Origin of the sequence: Cohnella faecalis (assembly GCF_003570905.1) — a bacterium.
In the GTDB taxonomy this organism is placed as follows: domain Bacteria; phylum Bacillota; class Bacilli; order Paenibacillales; family Paenibacillaceae; genus Cohnella; species Cohnella faecalis.
Window position 1 is genome coordinate 21,315 of sequence record NZ_QXJM01000039.1, and the last position, 15,577, is coordinate 36,891.

Here is a 15,577-nt window from a genome sequence, read left to right on the forward strand (position 1 = left end):
GACCAAACAAATGCACAAAGGAATGAAGAAACTCGCAATTGCAACCGCTGCCATGTCGCTTATTCTTACCGCTTGCGGAACATCGAACGACAATGCGTCCGATGCGAATAAGAACGGCGGTGCCGCCAGCGGCGATAAGGTAACGATTCAATGGTGGGATTCCATGACCAGCGAAGCGACGCAAGGCGCTTTGTCGAAAATCATCGCGGACTATGAGACCGCTCATCCGAACGTCAAAATCGAACGCACGTTCATTTCCTTCGCCGATATCAAGAACAAGCTGCTGCTAAGCTCCGCCGGTAATCAAATGCCGGATATCGTCTGGCTCGACAATCCAGATCACCAGGCATTTGCGGCGGCGGGCATTCTGGCGGACATTACGGAAGAGGTCAAAGCGTGGGGACAAGCGGACAAGTATTTCGATGGTCCGTGGTCTTCGACGGTGTACCAAGGCAAAAACTACGGCGTGCCGATAGGCAGCAATAACCTCGCTTTGTACTACAACGTCGATATGCTGAAAGCCGCTAACGTCACCCCGCCTAAAACGTGGGCCGAGCTGCTCGAAGCGGCGAAAAAGCTGACGACGAAAGATGTATACGGTTTCTCGATGACAGCGGTCAAAACGGAGGAGGGCACGTTCCAATTCCTGCCGCTCATGTATCAAGCCGGTTCCGATATAACAAACTTCAACAGCGAAGGAACGGTGGAAGCCGCGAAGCTGCTCCAGAACATGGCTTCGAACGGTTACATGTCCAAGGAAGTCATCAACCAGAAGCAGTCGGACACGGTCGTGCAGTTCTCAACCGGCAAAGTGGCGATGATGATGAACGGAACATGGCAAATTCCTCTGCTGAGAAAAGAAGGCAAAGTGAACTGGGACGTCGTCGAGCTGCCGATCAACAAACAAGGCGGCACGATCCTTGGCGGCGAGAACTGGGCCATTACGAAAGCGTCGAAGCATAAGGATGTCGCTTTCGACATCATCAAATTCGCGAACGAACCGGACAATCTGAAGAGCTTCCTGCAAGCCGCAGGCCGTCTGCCGAGCCGCGAGGATTACCTGAGCGATCCGTTCTGGCAGGATGACAAGCAGCTGAAAGTATTCGCCGACTCCATGAAAGTGGCGAAAGCGCGCGCTTACGGCCCGAACTATCCGAAAATTTCGGATGCCATTCAAATTATGCTGCAGGAAGTCATTACGGGAGCCAAGTCTCCGGAAGATGCCGTAAAAGCGGCGGACGCGAAGATCAAACCGAACCTTCAACAATAGACAATGCTAAGAGGGATGCGGTTCGCGCCGCATCTCTCCTAATTTGGGAGATAGAGGTGGAGAAATGAAGGCCCAGAATATAGAAGGCAATTATAAAGCCAATCGGGGCGGCAAGAGGTTTTCCGAATGGAACAGCTACTTATTTCTATTGCCTGCACTGGCGTTTATGGCTGTATTCATCTTATATCCTATCCTTTACAATGCGGTGCTTAGCTTCAAGGATGTCAATGTGTACAATTTGAACGGCGAGCAGCACTTTGTCGGATTCAGCAACTACGTCAAAACCTTCAAGGATGAAGTCTTTTATATTGCCACCCAGAACTCCGTCATTTTTACGATTATCAGCATTTTCTTTCAGTTTACAATCGGCTTTGCGCTAGCGCTCTTTTTCAATATGAAATTTCCGGGACGCAGTCTGTTCCGTTCCTTGATGCTTCTCGCCTGGATGCTTCCCGTTGTCATTACCGGGACGGTGTTTCAATGGATGATGTCCGGCGATTACGGCGTCATTAACTATTTTCTGCAATCGTTAGGCCTTATCGATAAGCCGGTGAACTGGCTCAGCGAGGGCAATACGGCCTTGCTCGGAACGATCTTCGCCAACGTCTGGATCGGGATTCCGTTCAACATGATCATTCTGCTCTCCGGACTTCAATCGCTGCCGCTGCAGCTATACGAAGCGGCCAGACTGGACGGCGCGAACCGTTGGCTTCAATTCAGGCACGTGACGCTGCCTCTCATGAGACCGACGATTCTGGTCCTTCTCATGCTCGGGATCATCAATACGTTCAAGGTGTTCGATCTGATCTACATTATGACGGCAGGCGGTCCGGTCACGTCTTCCACGGTGCTGCCGATCTACGCGTATCAGCTCTCCTTCACGATGTTTGAGTTCAGCCAAGGGGCAGCCGTATCGATGATTATGTTCGTGCTCCTGATTCTGGTTGCTATCGTGTACTTGAGAATGTCGAACAAGGAGGAAGTCCACTGATGACCTCAAAATGGAAAGCTGCAGGCGCGACGAGCTTCGCGACTTTGCTCATGATCGTCTTTTTGTTCCCGGTGTATTGGATGGTGAAGACTTCCATTACGCCGATTACGGAGCTGTACCATAATCCGCCGCACTTGTTTCCCGTTAAGGCGACGTTCGAGTCGTATATCAACAACTTCGTTCGCAATCAGGATATGCTCGGCTACATCGGCAACAGCGTCATCATCTCGGTTGGCACGATGCTGCTGACGATAGTGCTGGCCGTGCCCGCGGCTTATGCGCTTTCCCGTCTCAAGATCAAAGGGAAATCCATCATCATGATCCTGCTGCTGTCGATCCAGATGCTGCCGGGCATTATGATGGCCATGCCTTTGTATATCATGTTCTCCAAGGTCGGCTTGATCGACAATTTCATCGGCTTGATCTTTGCCAATCTGATTCACGCTTTGCCGTTTGCCGTTATTACGCTGCGTCCGTTTTTTCTAAGCTTGCCGGGCGGGCTGGAGGAAGCGGCGATGATCGACGGCTGCAACAAATTCACTTCTTTTACGAAAATCATTCTGCCGCTCGTCACTCCGGGATTGCTGACGGTGTCCGTATTCTGCTTCCTGTTCGGATGGGGCGACTTCATCTTCGCGCTGACGCTCACTTCGGGCGATGCGGTGCGTCCGCTGACGCTGGGCCTGTACCGGTTCATCGGACAGTACGGCACGGAGTGGAACAACCTGATGGCGGTAGCTACGCTCGCGGCTTTGCCGATTATTATCATCTTCGTCTCGATGCAGAAATACGTTGTCGGCGGCATTACGGCCGGTTCCATGAAAGACTAAACGACGGGGGAGCGAAGTCCGATGAAACCGCGCGTATATATTGCGAGAGACTTGCCTGAAGAAGTGAGAGCGTATTTGGAGGAGCATTGCGACGTTCGGATGTGGCAGGGCGCAGAACCGATAAAGCCGGAGCAGCTGAAGCAAGAGGTCGGCGATGCGGAAGGGCTGCTGGTCACCGGAACGCCGGTTGGTGAGGAAGTGCTCCGTGCGGCTCCGAAGCTCAGGGTCGTCAGCAATTTGTCCGTCGGCTATAACAATGTCGATCTGGCCGCTCTGAAAGCCGGCAAAGTCGTAGGCACTCATACGCCTTACGTACTCGACGAAACGGTAGCCGATCTCGCTTTCGCGCTCATTCTCGGCACGGCTCGAAGAGTAGCGGAGCTGGACCGGTTCGTGAAGGCGGGAAAATGGCAAAAAGGCCAGGACGCGGAGCTGTTCGGGGTGGACGTTCATCACGCGAGACTCGGCATCGTCGGAATGGGACGGATCGGAGAAGCGATCGCTCGCCGGGCGAAGCTCGGGTTTCTGATGGATGTCGTCTATTACAACCGCAACCCGCGGCCCGACGTAGAGGCAAGGCTGGGCATCTCTTACAGCACTCTTGAGGAGCTGCTGCGGACGTCCGATTTCATCCTGTTAATGACACCATTGACGCCGCAGACGAAGCACATCATGGACGAAGCCCAGTTCAGCATGATGAAGAAGAGCGCTATATTCATCAACGTATCGCGCGGCGAAACGGTCAATGGAACGGCGCTTGTCCGAGCGCTGCAGAGCAAGCAAATCCACGGTGCGGGACTCGATGTGTACGAGCGGGAGCCCGTGGACGCGAATCATCCGCTGCTCGGGATGGATAACGTCGTCACTCTGCCCCATCTCGGTTCGGCGACGGCGGCTACCCGATTGAACATGGCTTTCGCAGCGGCTCGCAATCTGGTTCATGCGCTCAAGGGCGAAGAGCCGATTCAGATCATACCGGAATTGCAATCGTAAACAGCAGCAAATAAATAGATAGATAACTACAAACGATAGGTGGAACTAGGATGAAATTTACTGATGGTTACTGGCATATGAGGCAAGGGGTTACTTTTAATTACCCGATTGAAATCCGCAATGTCCGGACGACTCCGGATAAGCTGACCGTGCTCGCTTCCTGCAAAAAAATCGTAACGCGCGGCGACACGCTGAACACGGCGATTCTGACCGTTCATTATACTTCCCCGATGCCGGATGTCATCTGCGTCGAGTTGGTTCACCACGACGGCAAGCTGCCAAAGGGGCCGGAATTCGCAAAAAACATTCGCGAAGACGTGCCGGTTCAGGTCGAGAACGGCGAAGACGAAGCCAGCTTCACGAGCGGCAAGCTGAGCGTGCGAATTCATAAGAACGAGGGCTGGAGCACGCACTTTAACTATGACGGCAAGCGTCTGACGGGCAGCGGCTACAAGAGCCCGGGTCATATTAAGACACAGGATCAGAGCACGTATATGAGAGAGCAGCTGGACCTCGGCGTCGGCGAATACATCTACGGCCTCGGCGAACGGTTTACCCCGTTCGTGAAAAACGGCCAAGTCGTCGACCTCTGGAACGAGGATGGCGGCACATGCAGCGAGCAAGCTTACAAGAACGTTCCTTTCTATCTGTCTAGCTTCGGATATGGCGTATTCGTCGACCATCCGGAGCGCGTATCCTACGAGGTTGCTTCGGAGCAAGTATCGAAGGTGCAATTCAGCGTTCCCGGCGAATCGTTGAAATATTACATCATCGGCGGAGCTTCTCTGAAGGAAGTTCTGCACAATTATACGCAGCTGACGGGCAAACCGGCGCTTCCTCCGGCTTGGTCCTATGGGCTGTGGCTGACGACGTCGTTCACGACAAGCTACGACGAAGCGACGGTAAACAGCTTTATCGACGGCATGATAGAGCGGGAAATTCCTCTGCACGTGTTCCATTTCGACTGCTTCTGGATGAAGGAGTTCCAGTGGTGCGACTTCGAATGGGACCGGGATGTCTTCCCTGATCCGCAAGGCATGCTGAATCGGTTGAAGAGCAAGGGCTTGAGCATCTGCGTATGGATCAATTCCTACATCGCGCAGCAATCCTACTTGTTCGAAGAGGGCAAAGCGAACGGCTACCTGGTCAAAACGAGAGACGGCGACGTATGGCAATGGGACCGTTGGCAGGGCGGCATGGGGCTCGTCGATTTCACGAATCCTGCCGCGGTTCGTTGGTATAAGGACAAGCTCAAAGTTCTGATCGACATGGGCGTCGACAGCTTCAAAACCGATTTCGGCGAGCGCATACCGACCGATGTCGTCTACTTCGACGGATCCGATCCGGTGAAAATGCACAACTACTACACGCACTTATACAATAAAGCGGTCTTTGAAGTTCTGGAAGAAACGAAAGGGAAGCATGAAGCGATGGTGTTCGCCCGTTCGGCCACCGCAGGCGGCCAGCAATATCCGGTTCACTGGGGCGGCGATTGCACGGCCAGCTACAACTCCATGGCGGAAACGCTGCGCGGCGGCTTGTCGCTCGGCCTATCCGGCTTCGGCTTCTGGAGCCACGATATTAGCGGCTTCGAGAACACGGCTACGCCGGATCTGTACAAGCGCTGGACAGCCTTCGGACTATTGTCCTCGCACAGCCGCCTGCATGGCAGCCAGTCGTACCGTGTACCTTGGCTGTTCGACGACGAAGCGAGCGACGTGCTTCGCTATTTCACGAAATTGAAATCGACGCTGATGCCTTATATGTTCAGCTCTTCGATCGACACTACGCAGACGGGTCTGCCTATGATGCGGGCGATGGTGCTGGAGTTCGAAGGCGATGCCTCGTGCGAACAGCTGGATCGTCAATATATGCTGGGCGAATCGCTGTTGGTAGCGCCGATCTTCAACGATCAAGGAGCTGCCAAGTATTACTTGCCGGAAGGGCGTTGGACGAACTTCCTGAATGGCAGCGTCGTTGAAGGCGGACGCTGGGTATTCGAGCGGCACGATTATTTCAGCCTGCCGCTGATGGCGAGACCGAACAGCCTCATTGCGGTCGGCAGCAACGAGCTGCGTCCGGACTACGACTATGCCGACGGCGTCGTGATCCATGCCTTCGAGCTGGAAGACGGGGGCGAAGCAAAAGCTGTCGTATACAGCGTGAAGGCCGAGCAAGAGCTGGAAGTCCGCGCATCGCGCAGCGGTTCATGCATCGACATTACCGCGAATGGCGCAGGCAAGCCGTGGGAATTAATCCTCCGCGGCATCCGCGAGGCTGAGGAGGTCACCGGGGCGGAATGGACCGTTACGGATGCGGGCATTCGTTTGGTTCCGCAAGCGGGAGCGGACAAGATCCGTGTGCGGTTGAAAGGGTAAGCATAGAAGGGGATGGCCCAAGCAAGCGGGCTGTCCTCTTTTTTGTCATATAAGAAAGTATAAAATCACTACCCTATTTCAGCGTCAAAACAACAAATTGGCCGAAAGAGTGGGAAGGCGTCCCATTGTTGAGCGTCAAAACAACAAACTCGCCGAAAGAGTGGGAAGGCGTCCCATTGTTGAGCGTCAAAACAACAAACTCGCCGAAAGAGTGGGAAGGCGTCCCATTGTTGAGCGTCAAAACAACAAACTCGCCGAAAGAGTGGGAAGTCGTCCCATTGTTGAGCGTCAAAACAACAAACTCGCCGAAAGAGTGGGAAGGCGTCCCATTGTTGAGCGTCAAAACAACAAATACGCCAAAAGAGTGGGAAGGCGTCCCATTGTTGAGCGTCAAAACAACAAACTCGCCAAAAGAGTGGGAAGGCGTCCCATTGTTGAGCGTCAAAACAACAAACTCGCCGAAAGAGTGGGAAGTCGTCCCATTGTCCTATTGTTACACGACCATAAGGGCAGCCTGTCTACGACAAAAACGCCATTCTCCGTCCAGAGGACGCCGAAGTCGTTGTTGCTTGACGAAATTTCAGGTGCGTCGTTCAAGAAAATAATGGACGGACGAATACAAGAAAGCAAAAGATGGCGATTTTGTTTTAAGCGATATACATGTTAAGAAGTATAAAAGTACAATGTATTTGGAAATCGAAGATCTAAAGACAGTCGGGCTAATTGAATCGACCTGATGAAATACTTTTAATTGCCTAAGGCACCCGATGGGGTGCCTTAGCTTATAGTTGAATCGGAAATACCACGGCCAGGGTATAGGCAGTCGACTGATATTAACGAGCATAACAGTGTCGCTATCGGATTCGGGCCTAGAGGGCAAGCGACCGCAGAGTTGATCGAAAAATGCCAAACATTAGCTCCTTTTGTCGAGGTTGACAGTTAGTAGATACATATGATAATGTAGCTACCAATTTAGAAAAGGAGGAATATTATGTTAAGCAAGTATTTGAAATGGACAGTTATCGCATCGATGTTGTCTCTGTCCATCGCAGCAGTAAGCCCGGCATCGGCAAGCGTTAAAGAGCCGGAGAAGATTGTGGACAAGCAGTTGTTGAGAAATCCGTCGGAAGAAAAACGGATCATTGTGAGGTACAAGCCCGAAGCGGCAGCCGAGCGAAAAGCGAGCAAGAAGAAGTATAAAGCACATAAGAATTTCAAGCATCTCAACGCGGAAGCGATGACCGTAACTTCGCAGGAGCTGGAGGAATTAATCGCGGATAAATCCATTCTTTCAATAGAAGAGGATGGCATCGTTCAAGTGGAGGCTCAAGTAGCGGACTGGGGTATCGAACGCGTACAAGCGGATCATAGCTGGGCGAACGGCATTACAGGCGATGGAGTAAAGATCGCTGTATTCGATACCGGGGTAGCGGATCATGAGGATCTGACTATTCTGGGCAAAGTTAATTACACGGCCAGCAGCACGGCCAGCGATCTTAATGGGCATGGGACGCATGTGGCCGGAATTATTGCAGCGCTTGATAATACGATCGGAACGGTAGGCGCCGCGCCGGATGTCGACCTGTATTCGGTCAAAGTTCTTGAAGATGACGGAACCGGCCTTTATTCGTATGTCATTGACGGTATTGATTGGGCCATCGACAACGATATCGATATTATCAATATGAGCTTGACCGGAACGGGCAATTCACTCGCATTGGAGGAAGCGTGCGATACCGCCTTTGATAATGGCATTCTGCTGTTTGCGGCGGCAGGCAACGAAAGCACGAACTCAAGCGGAGATGATCCGACGCGTTATCCGGCCGGTTACGACTCCGTAATCGCGGTCGCTAACGGAAATAGCACGGACGGACGGAACAGCAATTCCAATAAGGGTCCCCATCTGGAGCTGACTGCGCCGGGCACAGCCGTATACAGCACACATATCGGCAACGCCTATACAAGCAGGTCCGGTACATCGATGGCATCGCCGTATGCAGCCGCAGTCGCTGCCTTGTATATGGAGCAGAACCCTACCTATACGAATGTGCAAATTAGGAACAAGCTTATTGAAACGGCCGATGATCTGGGCGATCCGGGGCGCGACAGCTCCTTTGGCTATGGAATGGTTCAAGCGCCTTTCAGAAATCCTTCAGGCACGGGGCTATATGCTGAATATTTTAACAATGCGAATCTCACCGATCTCGCAATGACCAGAATCGATAGCCAGGTTTCTTTCTATTGGGGGACGGGGAGTCCGGCGGCTGGCATAGACCCGGATACTTTTAGTGTAAGATGGTCGGGTCAAGTGCTTCCGCTTTACTCCGAAACGTATGAATTTACGACGATTACGAATGACGGTGTTCGTCTGTGGGTCGACGGTCAATTGATAATTGACGATTGGAACAATCGGTCGGTGTTCACTCCCAACAGCGGAACCATCTCGCTCACAGGCGGGCAGAAATATGACATTGTGATGGAATTCTATGAGAACGTCGATAGCGCAGGTGCTGACTTACTATGGTATAGCCTCCATCAAAATCAAGAATTTATTCCTAAGCGATTGCTCTATCCGGCTGTGCCTTCTCTGGCAGCGCCTACCGGACTTGCAGCAACTGCTGGTCCGGGCTATGCGTCACTGAACTGGAACGCTTCCTTTGGCGCAACGAGCTATAATGTCAAACGCGCAACGGCAAGCGGCGGTCCTTATACGACAATCGCTTCGAATGTTACGTCAACAAGCTATTATGATATCGGCCTATCGTACAATACGACCTATTATTATGTTGTCAGCGCTGTTAACGGTTCGACAGAAAGCGCGAATTCCGCTCAGGCCAGCGCGACGATTGAAGTGAACGGGCTGCGAGCCGAATATTTCAATAACAAGGATTTCACGAGTCCGATGGCATTGCGCACCGATGCCAACATCAACTTCAACTGGGGCACGGGCAGCCCTGCACCGGGTGTTGATCCCGATACATTCAGCGTGCGCTGGACTGGATATATTAAGCCTCAATATTCGGAAACCTACACCTTCTATACCAATTCGGATGATGGAGTGCGGCTGTATGTGAATAACGTGCTGGTCATCGACAACTGGACGGATCATGGACTTACCGAGAACAGCGGAACAATTACATTGACTGCCGGACAGAAATACCATATTAAAATGGAGTACTATGACAACATCTTCGATGCGGTAGCTCAATTGTCGTGGTCAAGCAGCAGCCAGTCGAAGCAGATTGTACCAACGAACCGCGTGTACCTGCCATAAACTTAAGAGGCTGTCCCATTAGCAGTATTCTGCCGGTGAGACAGCCTCTTCCCATTGTTCTATCTCGTTCTCTCCACGTAATTAAAAATAGCATCTCTCAACTCAAACTCGTACGTCAATCCATCCACAATCCCACAACCTTATCGCTGTCATACAAATCAAGCATGAATCCCGCCATTTCCTTTGCGGTATGGAATTTTGGCACAGTACCGTGATATTCAAAATCTTTGACATTCAAAGCTCGCTTTGCGAATTCGGTTTCAGTTGCGGCAGGCGCCAATACTTTTGCCTGCATACGCGCACCTTGATTTCTAAGTTCATGTGACAGTCCTTCGGTAAAGGCACTTACATAAAATTTGGACGCGCAGTACGTAACGGCATTCCCCACGATCGTATAGCCGCCGCCGGATGAAACGTTGATCAATTGGGCTCCTTCGGAATTGGAGTAGTCACGAACGAAAAGGGAGGACAGTATGGTTAACGCCTCAATGTTTAAACGCAGCAGGGGCTCTATCTTGTTTAAATCTTGATTAGCAACGGAAGCAAAATTACCGAATCCCGCATTGTTGATCCAAGTTTCGATTTGGAGCTCTTGCAGGCTTTCGTAAAGCTTATAAGCATTGTCAGCTATGGATAAGTCAGTCGTCCGAATGATGACATCTACATCGGGATTGATACGTGTAATTTCAGCCTTCAGTTCCTCCAGTTGCTCATTTCTGCGGGCTGCAAGGACGACGTTTTTTCCGCGAGCTGCAAAAGCTAGAGCCGTTTCATAACCAATACCTGAACTTGCGCCGGTAATAACCGTATATTTCATGTCATTTCCTCCCGATCCTATCAATGAGAATGGATGATGAACCAACTACGATTTGATTATAGAGGTTAGAGTTTACTCTAAGTCAATCCTTTTTTATAATCATGGGACTACTACAAAATTTTGGAGGTTGGCATGTACACGATCAGTGAAGTAGCCAAGTCATTGGGAGTAACAACACATACGCTGCGATATTATGAGAAGGAAGAGATCATTGCTCCGAAGCGCAATGCGAATGGAGAAAGAATGTATGATGAAACCCATCTTGCTTGGCTGCAATTTGTTATGAGGTTGAAACAAACCCAAATGCCGATATCGCAAATAAGAAAATATGCACAGTTATATTTGGAAGGGGAGCATACAGCCCAAGCTCGTTTGAACCTTCTGGAAGATCATAGAAGCTCTCTTCAGAATCAAATCAGTAACTTGGCAACTACAGAGAAGATGCTGAAAGACAAAATTGCGGGGTACAAAGACCTCATTAGTAGAGCGGCGACCTCGAACGGAGCCCGGAAGACATAACTCAGCGGCCTTCATCGGCATACAGATGAGATCGCGAAATTCTGCTATAATTTCCCCAAGGAAGGTATCCGAGAGGAACCTTACCGGAAAAAAAGCAGGAGTATGGTTTAAACGAAGCTCTGATCCCGATCAGGACAGAGACTTGGGAGGCGCGGTATGAAGAAAACAATGGCACACCTGCACGACAAGAAGAGAAGCGGACAGAAGATTGTAATGCTGACTTGCTACGATTATCGGACGGCTGTGCTGCAGGAGAAGGCGGGAGTCGATGTCATCTTTGTCGGAGACAGCGTCGGCACCAATGTGTTAGGCTATGGCAGCGAAACGGAAGTTTCTCTGGACGAGATGCTTTATCATCTGAAAATGGTCAAACGCGGGGTAAACGAAGCTTATCTGCTCGTCGATATGCCTTATCGGACTTACGAAGAGCCTCAGATTGCCCTAGAGACTGCCCGGGCGTTGCTGGCGCAAGGAGCGGACGGGGTCAAGCTAGAAGGAATTGAGCCTTCCATTATCGAATTTTTGCGCGGACATGGCATCGAGGCGTGGGGGCATATCGGGTATAATCCTCAGCTCCACCGCGATGTTGCCGTACAAGGCAAAACATTCGAGCAGGCGGCCGCGCTGATTGAGGGAGCGCTGGAGCTGCAACGTGCCGGAGCTTCCATGCTGGTTCTTGAGCTTGTTCCCGAGGAATTGGCAGACGTAATTACGAATCGGCTATCGATTCCAACCATCGGGATCGCGGCAGGCAGATACACGGACGGGCAAGTATTAAGTGTCAACGACATGCTGGGAGTCAATCCCCAAAAACTGCGTCATGCCAAACTCTATATGGACTTTAGCGGACAAGCGCTGGAGGCGATTCGTTCATACTCCGAAGAGGTGCGCAATCGTGAGTTTCCCGCAGAGTCTCATGTAAGACATATGAAGGAATCCGAACTGCGGCGCGTAGAGGAGTGGCTGCGGTTTGCAAAATAATTCGGACCGCTTATTCGGAACAAAAGACGGTTCGAAAGCAGGTGCAGGAAAAGGCCAAAGAGCTTAAAAGGTCTCTCTGCCGAAGCCGCCATCATATGTTGGCGGCTTTTTATATATTTTGACAGCCCGTGTGTCCAAAAAATAAGTTGACGAAGATGAATCATATTATTATCATTATTGATAATAATAATGAAAGCTCGCGTGAACGGATAGACATAAAGAAAGGAAGACGAAACGTGGACAAATCGAAAGCCGATCTAATCCTGCATCCTATCCGGATGCGGATTATCCAGTCGCTCGTCTCCGGTCAACGCCAAACGACTCAGCAGCTCGCGGAACGGAACGCTTCGATCCCGCAAGCGACGCTGTATCGCCATTTGAACACGTTATTGAAGGCCGGGTTACTGGAAGTTGTGGAAGAGAGGAAAAATCGCGGTACGGTGGAGAAAGTCTATGGGCTTGCGATGAATGGCGCCGATCTGACGCCCGACGACTTGACGGAGACGTCCTCCGAGCAGCATATGGAGCTTTTCCTGAAATTCGTTGCCTCGTTGATCGGGGATTTCGGCGCTTATGTCGGACAGGATCGCTATCATATGAGGCAAGACGGCATATCCTTTCGGCAGCATCAGCTTTATTTGAATGAAGAGGAATACTTGGGGTTGCTGAACGGGATGCGGGAGCAGATGAAGGAGCATGCGGGAAACAAGCCTGCGGACGGTCGAAGGCTGCGGACGATCTCGACGATCGTCATTCCGGAGACTCGCAAGGGACAACAATCGGCGGATAAAAGGGAGACGGGCGATGAAAGCGACAGTTGAACATGTGCAGTCAATCGATGAAAAATTTACTCAGGCTGCGAGAAGGTCGATGATCAGCCTACCGATCTATGTTCTAGTGCCGGTCCTGTTCGGGTTAGGCTTCTGGATCGCGGGCTATGGCATCGAATGGAAAGCCTTTGGGCTCGGGGCGCTCGGCTGGTTCATTGCGCTGATGCTGCGAGGTCCGCTGAGCTTATTGGTCAAGTCCATGCCGCAAGAAAAGGCGAAGAACATCATCGTCGCAAGCTCCGGCGTATTGGAAGAAAGCGTGCGGGTCATCCTGCTTGCGTTGACGTCGGTCGCGGCTTCCTGGGCGATTTCGATCGGTCAGGGCTGGGCGGCCGTCGAGGTGGCGTTCGTCATGGTCAACATCGTCGCGATCGCTTCCTTGTCGAAACGAACGGACGAGAAGGCGGAGCAAGCGAAACAGCTTCTAGCTGCGCAAGGGAACATTCAATCGAGTCCTGTGTGGGGGCTGCTGGAGCGGGTCTGGGCATCCGCCTTCCATATTGGATGCACGCTCATCGTGGCGCGCTATGCATGGACGGTCGCGCTGCTCATTCCGCTTCATAGCTCGCTGAACGCAGTCGCGGTCAGACTGGCCGTTCGCTCGGTTGCGGCATCGAGCTTGTTCGTTGCCGCAACAGGTATAACGGCGCTCATTGCAGGCATGATTATTATTTAATCCAACGGATGCGGAGGAAACGACGATGTCATTGCAGGATGTGAATTTTCAGGTCGTATTGCCGGTGCTGGTCATTCAGCTCGTATTAATGATAATCGGACTGGTGGATTTGTGGAGGAGAGAGTCGACGTTGACGAGAGGGCCGAAGCTGCTGTGGGTATTCATCATCCTTCTGGGCAGTATTCTCGGATCGGTTGCCTACTTCACGATCGGAAGGAGAAGCGAATCGTGAGTCTGCTCGAGGTTAGCGGGTTGACGAAACGGTTCGGGACGAGCGCCGCCGTGGACGGCCTTTCGTTTCGCATTGCGAAGGGCCGGTGCTTGGCGCTGCTCGGTCCGAACGGCGCGGGCAAGACGACCACGTTGAAGATGTTGTCGGGCTTGCTGGAGCCCTCCTCCGGTTCGATTCGTTTCATCGATGGAGAGCGGGCGGATATTCGGGAATCGATCGGCTACTTGCCGCAATATCCCGCGTTCTATAACTGGATGAGCGGCAGGGAGTTCCTCTCGTTCACGGCGCAGCTGGCCCGAATATCCGGCAAAGAGGCCGCTAGCCGAACGGAGGAGCTGCTAGTCCGCGTAGGTCTGAAGGATGCGGCAAAACGGAAAATCGGAGGTTATTCCGGGGCATGAAGCAGCGGCTCGGATTGGCGCAGGCGGTCATTCACCGCCCGAGGCTGCTCATTCTCGACGAACCGGTATCCGCGCTCGATCCGCAGGGACGCCGGGAAGTGCTGGATCTCTTGGCCGAGATCAAGAAGGAGACGACGATTCTCTTTTCCACTCACGTTCTGCATGATGTGGAGGAAATCAGCGACGACGTCATCATTATGGAGCGGGGCCGCATCATCGTGGAGGGCGACCTCCAGCAGATTATGCGTGACCGTCAAAATCCCCAAATTACGCTCAGGGTCGGCCGCGCCTCTCGCGAATGGGCGCGCGGCTTGCACAGTCGGCCGTACGTTCAAGCGTTCGAAGCTTCGCTCGACGAGCGGATCACCTTGCAAGTAACCGAGCTTTCCGTGGCGAGGCGTTCGCTATTGCAGGAGATCGCCGAGCTGGGCATCGAGGTCGAGAGCTTTGAGGTGGGACGGACGTCGCTCGAAGACGTGTTCATGAAGGCGGTGAAATCATGAGCGCATGGCTGCTGCTATTTCGCAAGGAAATGCTGGAGAATGCCCGGAACTACAAATGGGTATGGATTCCGCTCGTTTTTGTGCTGCTCGGCATATCGAACCCGATTTCTACTTATTATATGCCGCAGATTTTGAAGGCCGGAGGGGTAGCGGAAGAGGCCGCCAAGCTTATTCCTGTCCCTGCATCGGCAGAAATTATGGCGAAGTCTCTGTCCCAATACGGAACGTTGGGCCTTCTCGTCCTCGCGCTCTCGTTCATGGGAACGGTCGCCGGGGAGCGGCAATCCGGTTCAGCTATTATGGTGCTGGTCAAGCCGGTATCGCATGCGAGCTATATTTTGGCCAAGTGGTTCGGAATGACGGTTCTTACGCTTGCGGCCGTCGGGCTGGGTCAGCTCGGCGCTTGGTATTATACGAATGTACTGTTCGAAGACGTATCGTTCCAAGCTGTGTGGTCCAGCTGTTTGGTATACGCTTTGTGGCTGCTCTTCGTCAATACGGTAACGCTGCTACTGAGCTGTCTTCTGAAATCCCAAAGCGGAATTGCCTTTCTATCGTTGGGCGCGGCCGCGGTTATTTCCTTGCTTACGCAGCTGTTCGGAGATGCGATGAGCTGGAGCCCCAGCCGATTGACCGGCGAAGCAAGCCGCATCTTGCTGGAAGGTCCGGGCGGAAGCCAGGATTTGTGGCTGGTCGTCGGCGCGGCTGTCGCGATTATAGCCGCATTGCTGTTCGGCGCCGTCGCCGCTTCGAAACGGATGTGGGTGAAAGCCTAGCGTAATGCGAGCTGGCGGTGAGCAGAGAAGGCGCGGATACGGTTGCTCAAGCGGATGACGACAATAGCCGCAGGGTGTGGCGGCAGTAAGGTCGCGCAGCCGTGTC

General features: G+C 52.4%; 14 protein-coding genes and 2 pseudogenes. 14 read left to right on the plus strand and 2 right to left on the minus strand.

Going from position 1 to position 15,577, the window contains the following annotated elements:
• Nucleotides 1-10 precede the first annotated feature (10 nt).
• The 5 genes from D3H35_RS12990 (at nucleotide 11) to yicI (ending at nucleotide 6,462) form a co-directional block, all read left to right on the plus strand.
• Nucleotides 11-1,270 carry a sugar ABC transporter substrate-binding protein gene (locus tag D3H35_RS12990; RefSeq protein ID WP_158594095.1) on the plus strand — a complete coding sequence of 420 codons (1,260 nt, stop codon included), beginning with the start codon at nucleotides 11-13 and terminating at the stop codon, nucleotides 1,268-1,270.
• Between the two features lie 64 nt (nucleotides 1,271-1,334).
• Entirely contained in the window at nucleotides 1,335-2,261 is a 927-nt protein-coding gene (locus D3H35_RS12995) for a carbohydrate ABC transporter permease (RefSeq protein WP_119149778.1), read from the plus strand.
• Nucleotides 2,261-3,091: a carbohydrate ABC transporter permease gene (locus D3H35_RS13000; protein ID WP_119149779.1), complete on the plus strand. Its 831-nt coding sequence runs from the start codon at nucleotides 2,261-2,263 to the stop codon at nucleotides 3,089-3,091. The genes D3H35_RS12995 and D3H35_RS13000 overlap by 1 nt, the downstream gene beginning before the upstream one ends.
• Before the next feature lie 21 nt (nucleotides 3,092-3,112).
• Entirely contained in the window at nucleotides 3,113-4,084 is a 972-nt protein-coding gene (locus D3H35_RS13005) for a 2-hydroxyacid dehydrogenase (RefSeq protein WP_119149780.1), read from the plus strand.
• A 50-nt stretch (nucleotides 4,085-4,134) separates the two neighbouring features.
• Entirely contained in the window at nucleotides 4,135-6,462 is a 2,328-nt protein-coding gene (gene yicI, locus D3H35_RS13010) for an alpha-xylosidase (protein WP_119149781.1), read from the plus strand.
• 73 nt (nucleotides 6,463-6,535) lie between these two features.
• Here the strand turns inward: yicI and D3H35_RS13015 are convergent, their stop codons facing one another.
• A complete protein-coding gene (locus tag D3H35_RS13015) occupies nucleotides 6,536-6,907 on the minus strand; it encodes a hypothetical protein (protein ID WP_119149782.1) in 372 nt (123 codons plus the stop codon).
• A 546-nt stretch (nucleotides 6,908-7,453) separates the two neighbouring features.
• Between D3H35_RS13015 and D3H35_RS13020 the strand changes: the two genes are divergently transcribed.
• Nucleotides 7,454-9,736 (plus strand): PA14 domain-containing protein, encoded by a 2,283-nt coding sequence (locus D3H35_RS13020; RefSeq protein WP_119149783.1) that lies wholly within the window; start codon nucleotides 7,454-7,456, stop codon nucleotides 9,734-9,736.
• A gap of 59 nt (nucleotides 9,737-9,795) precedes the next feature.
• Here the strand turns inward: D3H35_RS13020 and D3H35_RS13025 are convergent.
• Nucleotides 9,796-10,553 (minus strand): annotated as a pseudogene (locus tag D3H35_RS13025) (SDR family NAD(P)-dependent oxidoreductase).
• Nucleotides 10,554-10,685: 132 nt separating this feature from the next.
• Between D3H35_RS13025 and D3H35_RS13030 the strand changes: the two are divergent.
• The 8 genes and pseudogenes from D3H35_RS13030 to D3H35_RS13060 all read left to right on the plus strand — a co-directional run bounded on the left by D3H35_RS13030 (nucleotide 10,686) and on the right by D3H35_RS13060 (nucleotide 15,471).
• The gene (locus tag D3H35_RS13030) at nucleotides 10,686-11,072 is read left to right on the plus strand and encodes a MerR family transcriptional regulator (protein ID WP_119149784.1); all 387 of its coding nucleotides are present in this window, start codon (nucleotides 10,686-10,688) and stop codon (nucleotides 11,070-11,072) included.
• Between the two features lie 156 nt (nucleotides 11,073-11,228).
• Nucleotides 11,229-12,053 carry a 3-methyl-2-oxobutanoate hydroxymethyltransferase gene (gene panB, locus D3H35_RS13035; RefSeq protein WP_119149785.1) on the plus strand — a complete coding sequence of 275 codons (825 nt, stop codon included), beginning with the start codon at nucleotides 11,229-11,231 and terminating at the stop codon, nucleotides 12,051-12,053.
• Nucleotides 12,054-12,289: 236 nt separating this feature from the next.
• Nucleotides 12,290-12,874, plus strand: a complete 585-nt coding sequence (locus D3H35_RS13040) for a helix-turn-helix domain-containing protein (RefSeq protein ID WP_119149786.1) — start codon at nucleotides 12,290-12,292, stop codon at nucleotides 12,872-12,874.
• The gene (locus D3H35_RS13045; RefSeq protein WP_119149787.1) at nucleotides 12,858-13,559 is read left to right on the plus strand and encodes a YhfC family glutamic-type intramembrane protease; all 702 of its coding nucleotides are present in this window, start codon (nucleotides 12,858-12,860) and stop codon (nucleotides 13,557-13,559) included. Before D3H35_RS13040 ends, D3H35_RS13045 begins: the two co-directional genes overlap by 17 nt.
• Before the next feature lie 25 nt (nucleotides 13,560-13,584).
• Nucleotides 13,585-13,791: a PLD nuclease N-terminal domain-containing protein gene (locus D3H35_RS13050; protein WP_119149788.1), complete on the plus strand. Its 207-nt coding sequence runs from the start codon at nucleotides 13,585-13,587 to the stop codon at nucleotides 13,789-13,791.
• Between the two features lie 50 nt (nucleotides 13,792-13,841).
• Nucleotides 13,842-14,200, plus strand: a pseudogene (locus D3H35_RS34140) (ATP-binding cassette domain-containing protein); the annotation flags it as partial.
• 234 nt (nucleotides 14,201-14,434) lie between these two features.
• Nucleotides 14,435-14,695, plus strand: coding sequence for an ATP-binding protein DrrA1-3 family domain-containing protein (locus D3H35_RS34145; protein WP_325050120.1), 261 nt, complete (start codon nucleotides 14,435-14,437; stop codon nucleotides 14,693-14,695).
• Entirely contained in the window at nucleotides 14,692-15,471 is a 780-nt protein-coding gene (locus D3H35_RS13060) for an ABC transporter permease (RefSeq protein ID WP_119149789.1), read from the plus strand. The genes D3H35_RS34145 and D3H35_RS13060 overlap by 4 nt, the downstream gene beginning before the upstream one ends.
• Nucleotides 15,472-15,577 lie beyond the last annotated feature (106 nt).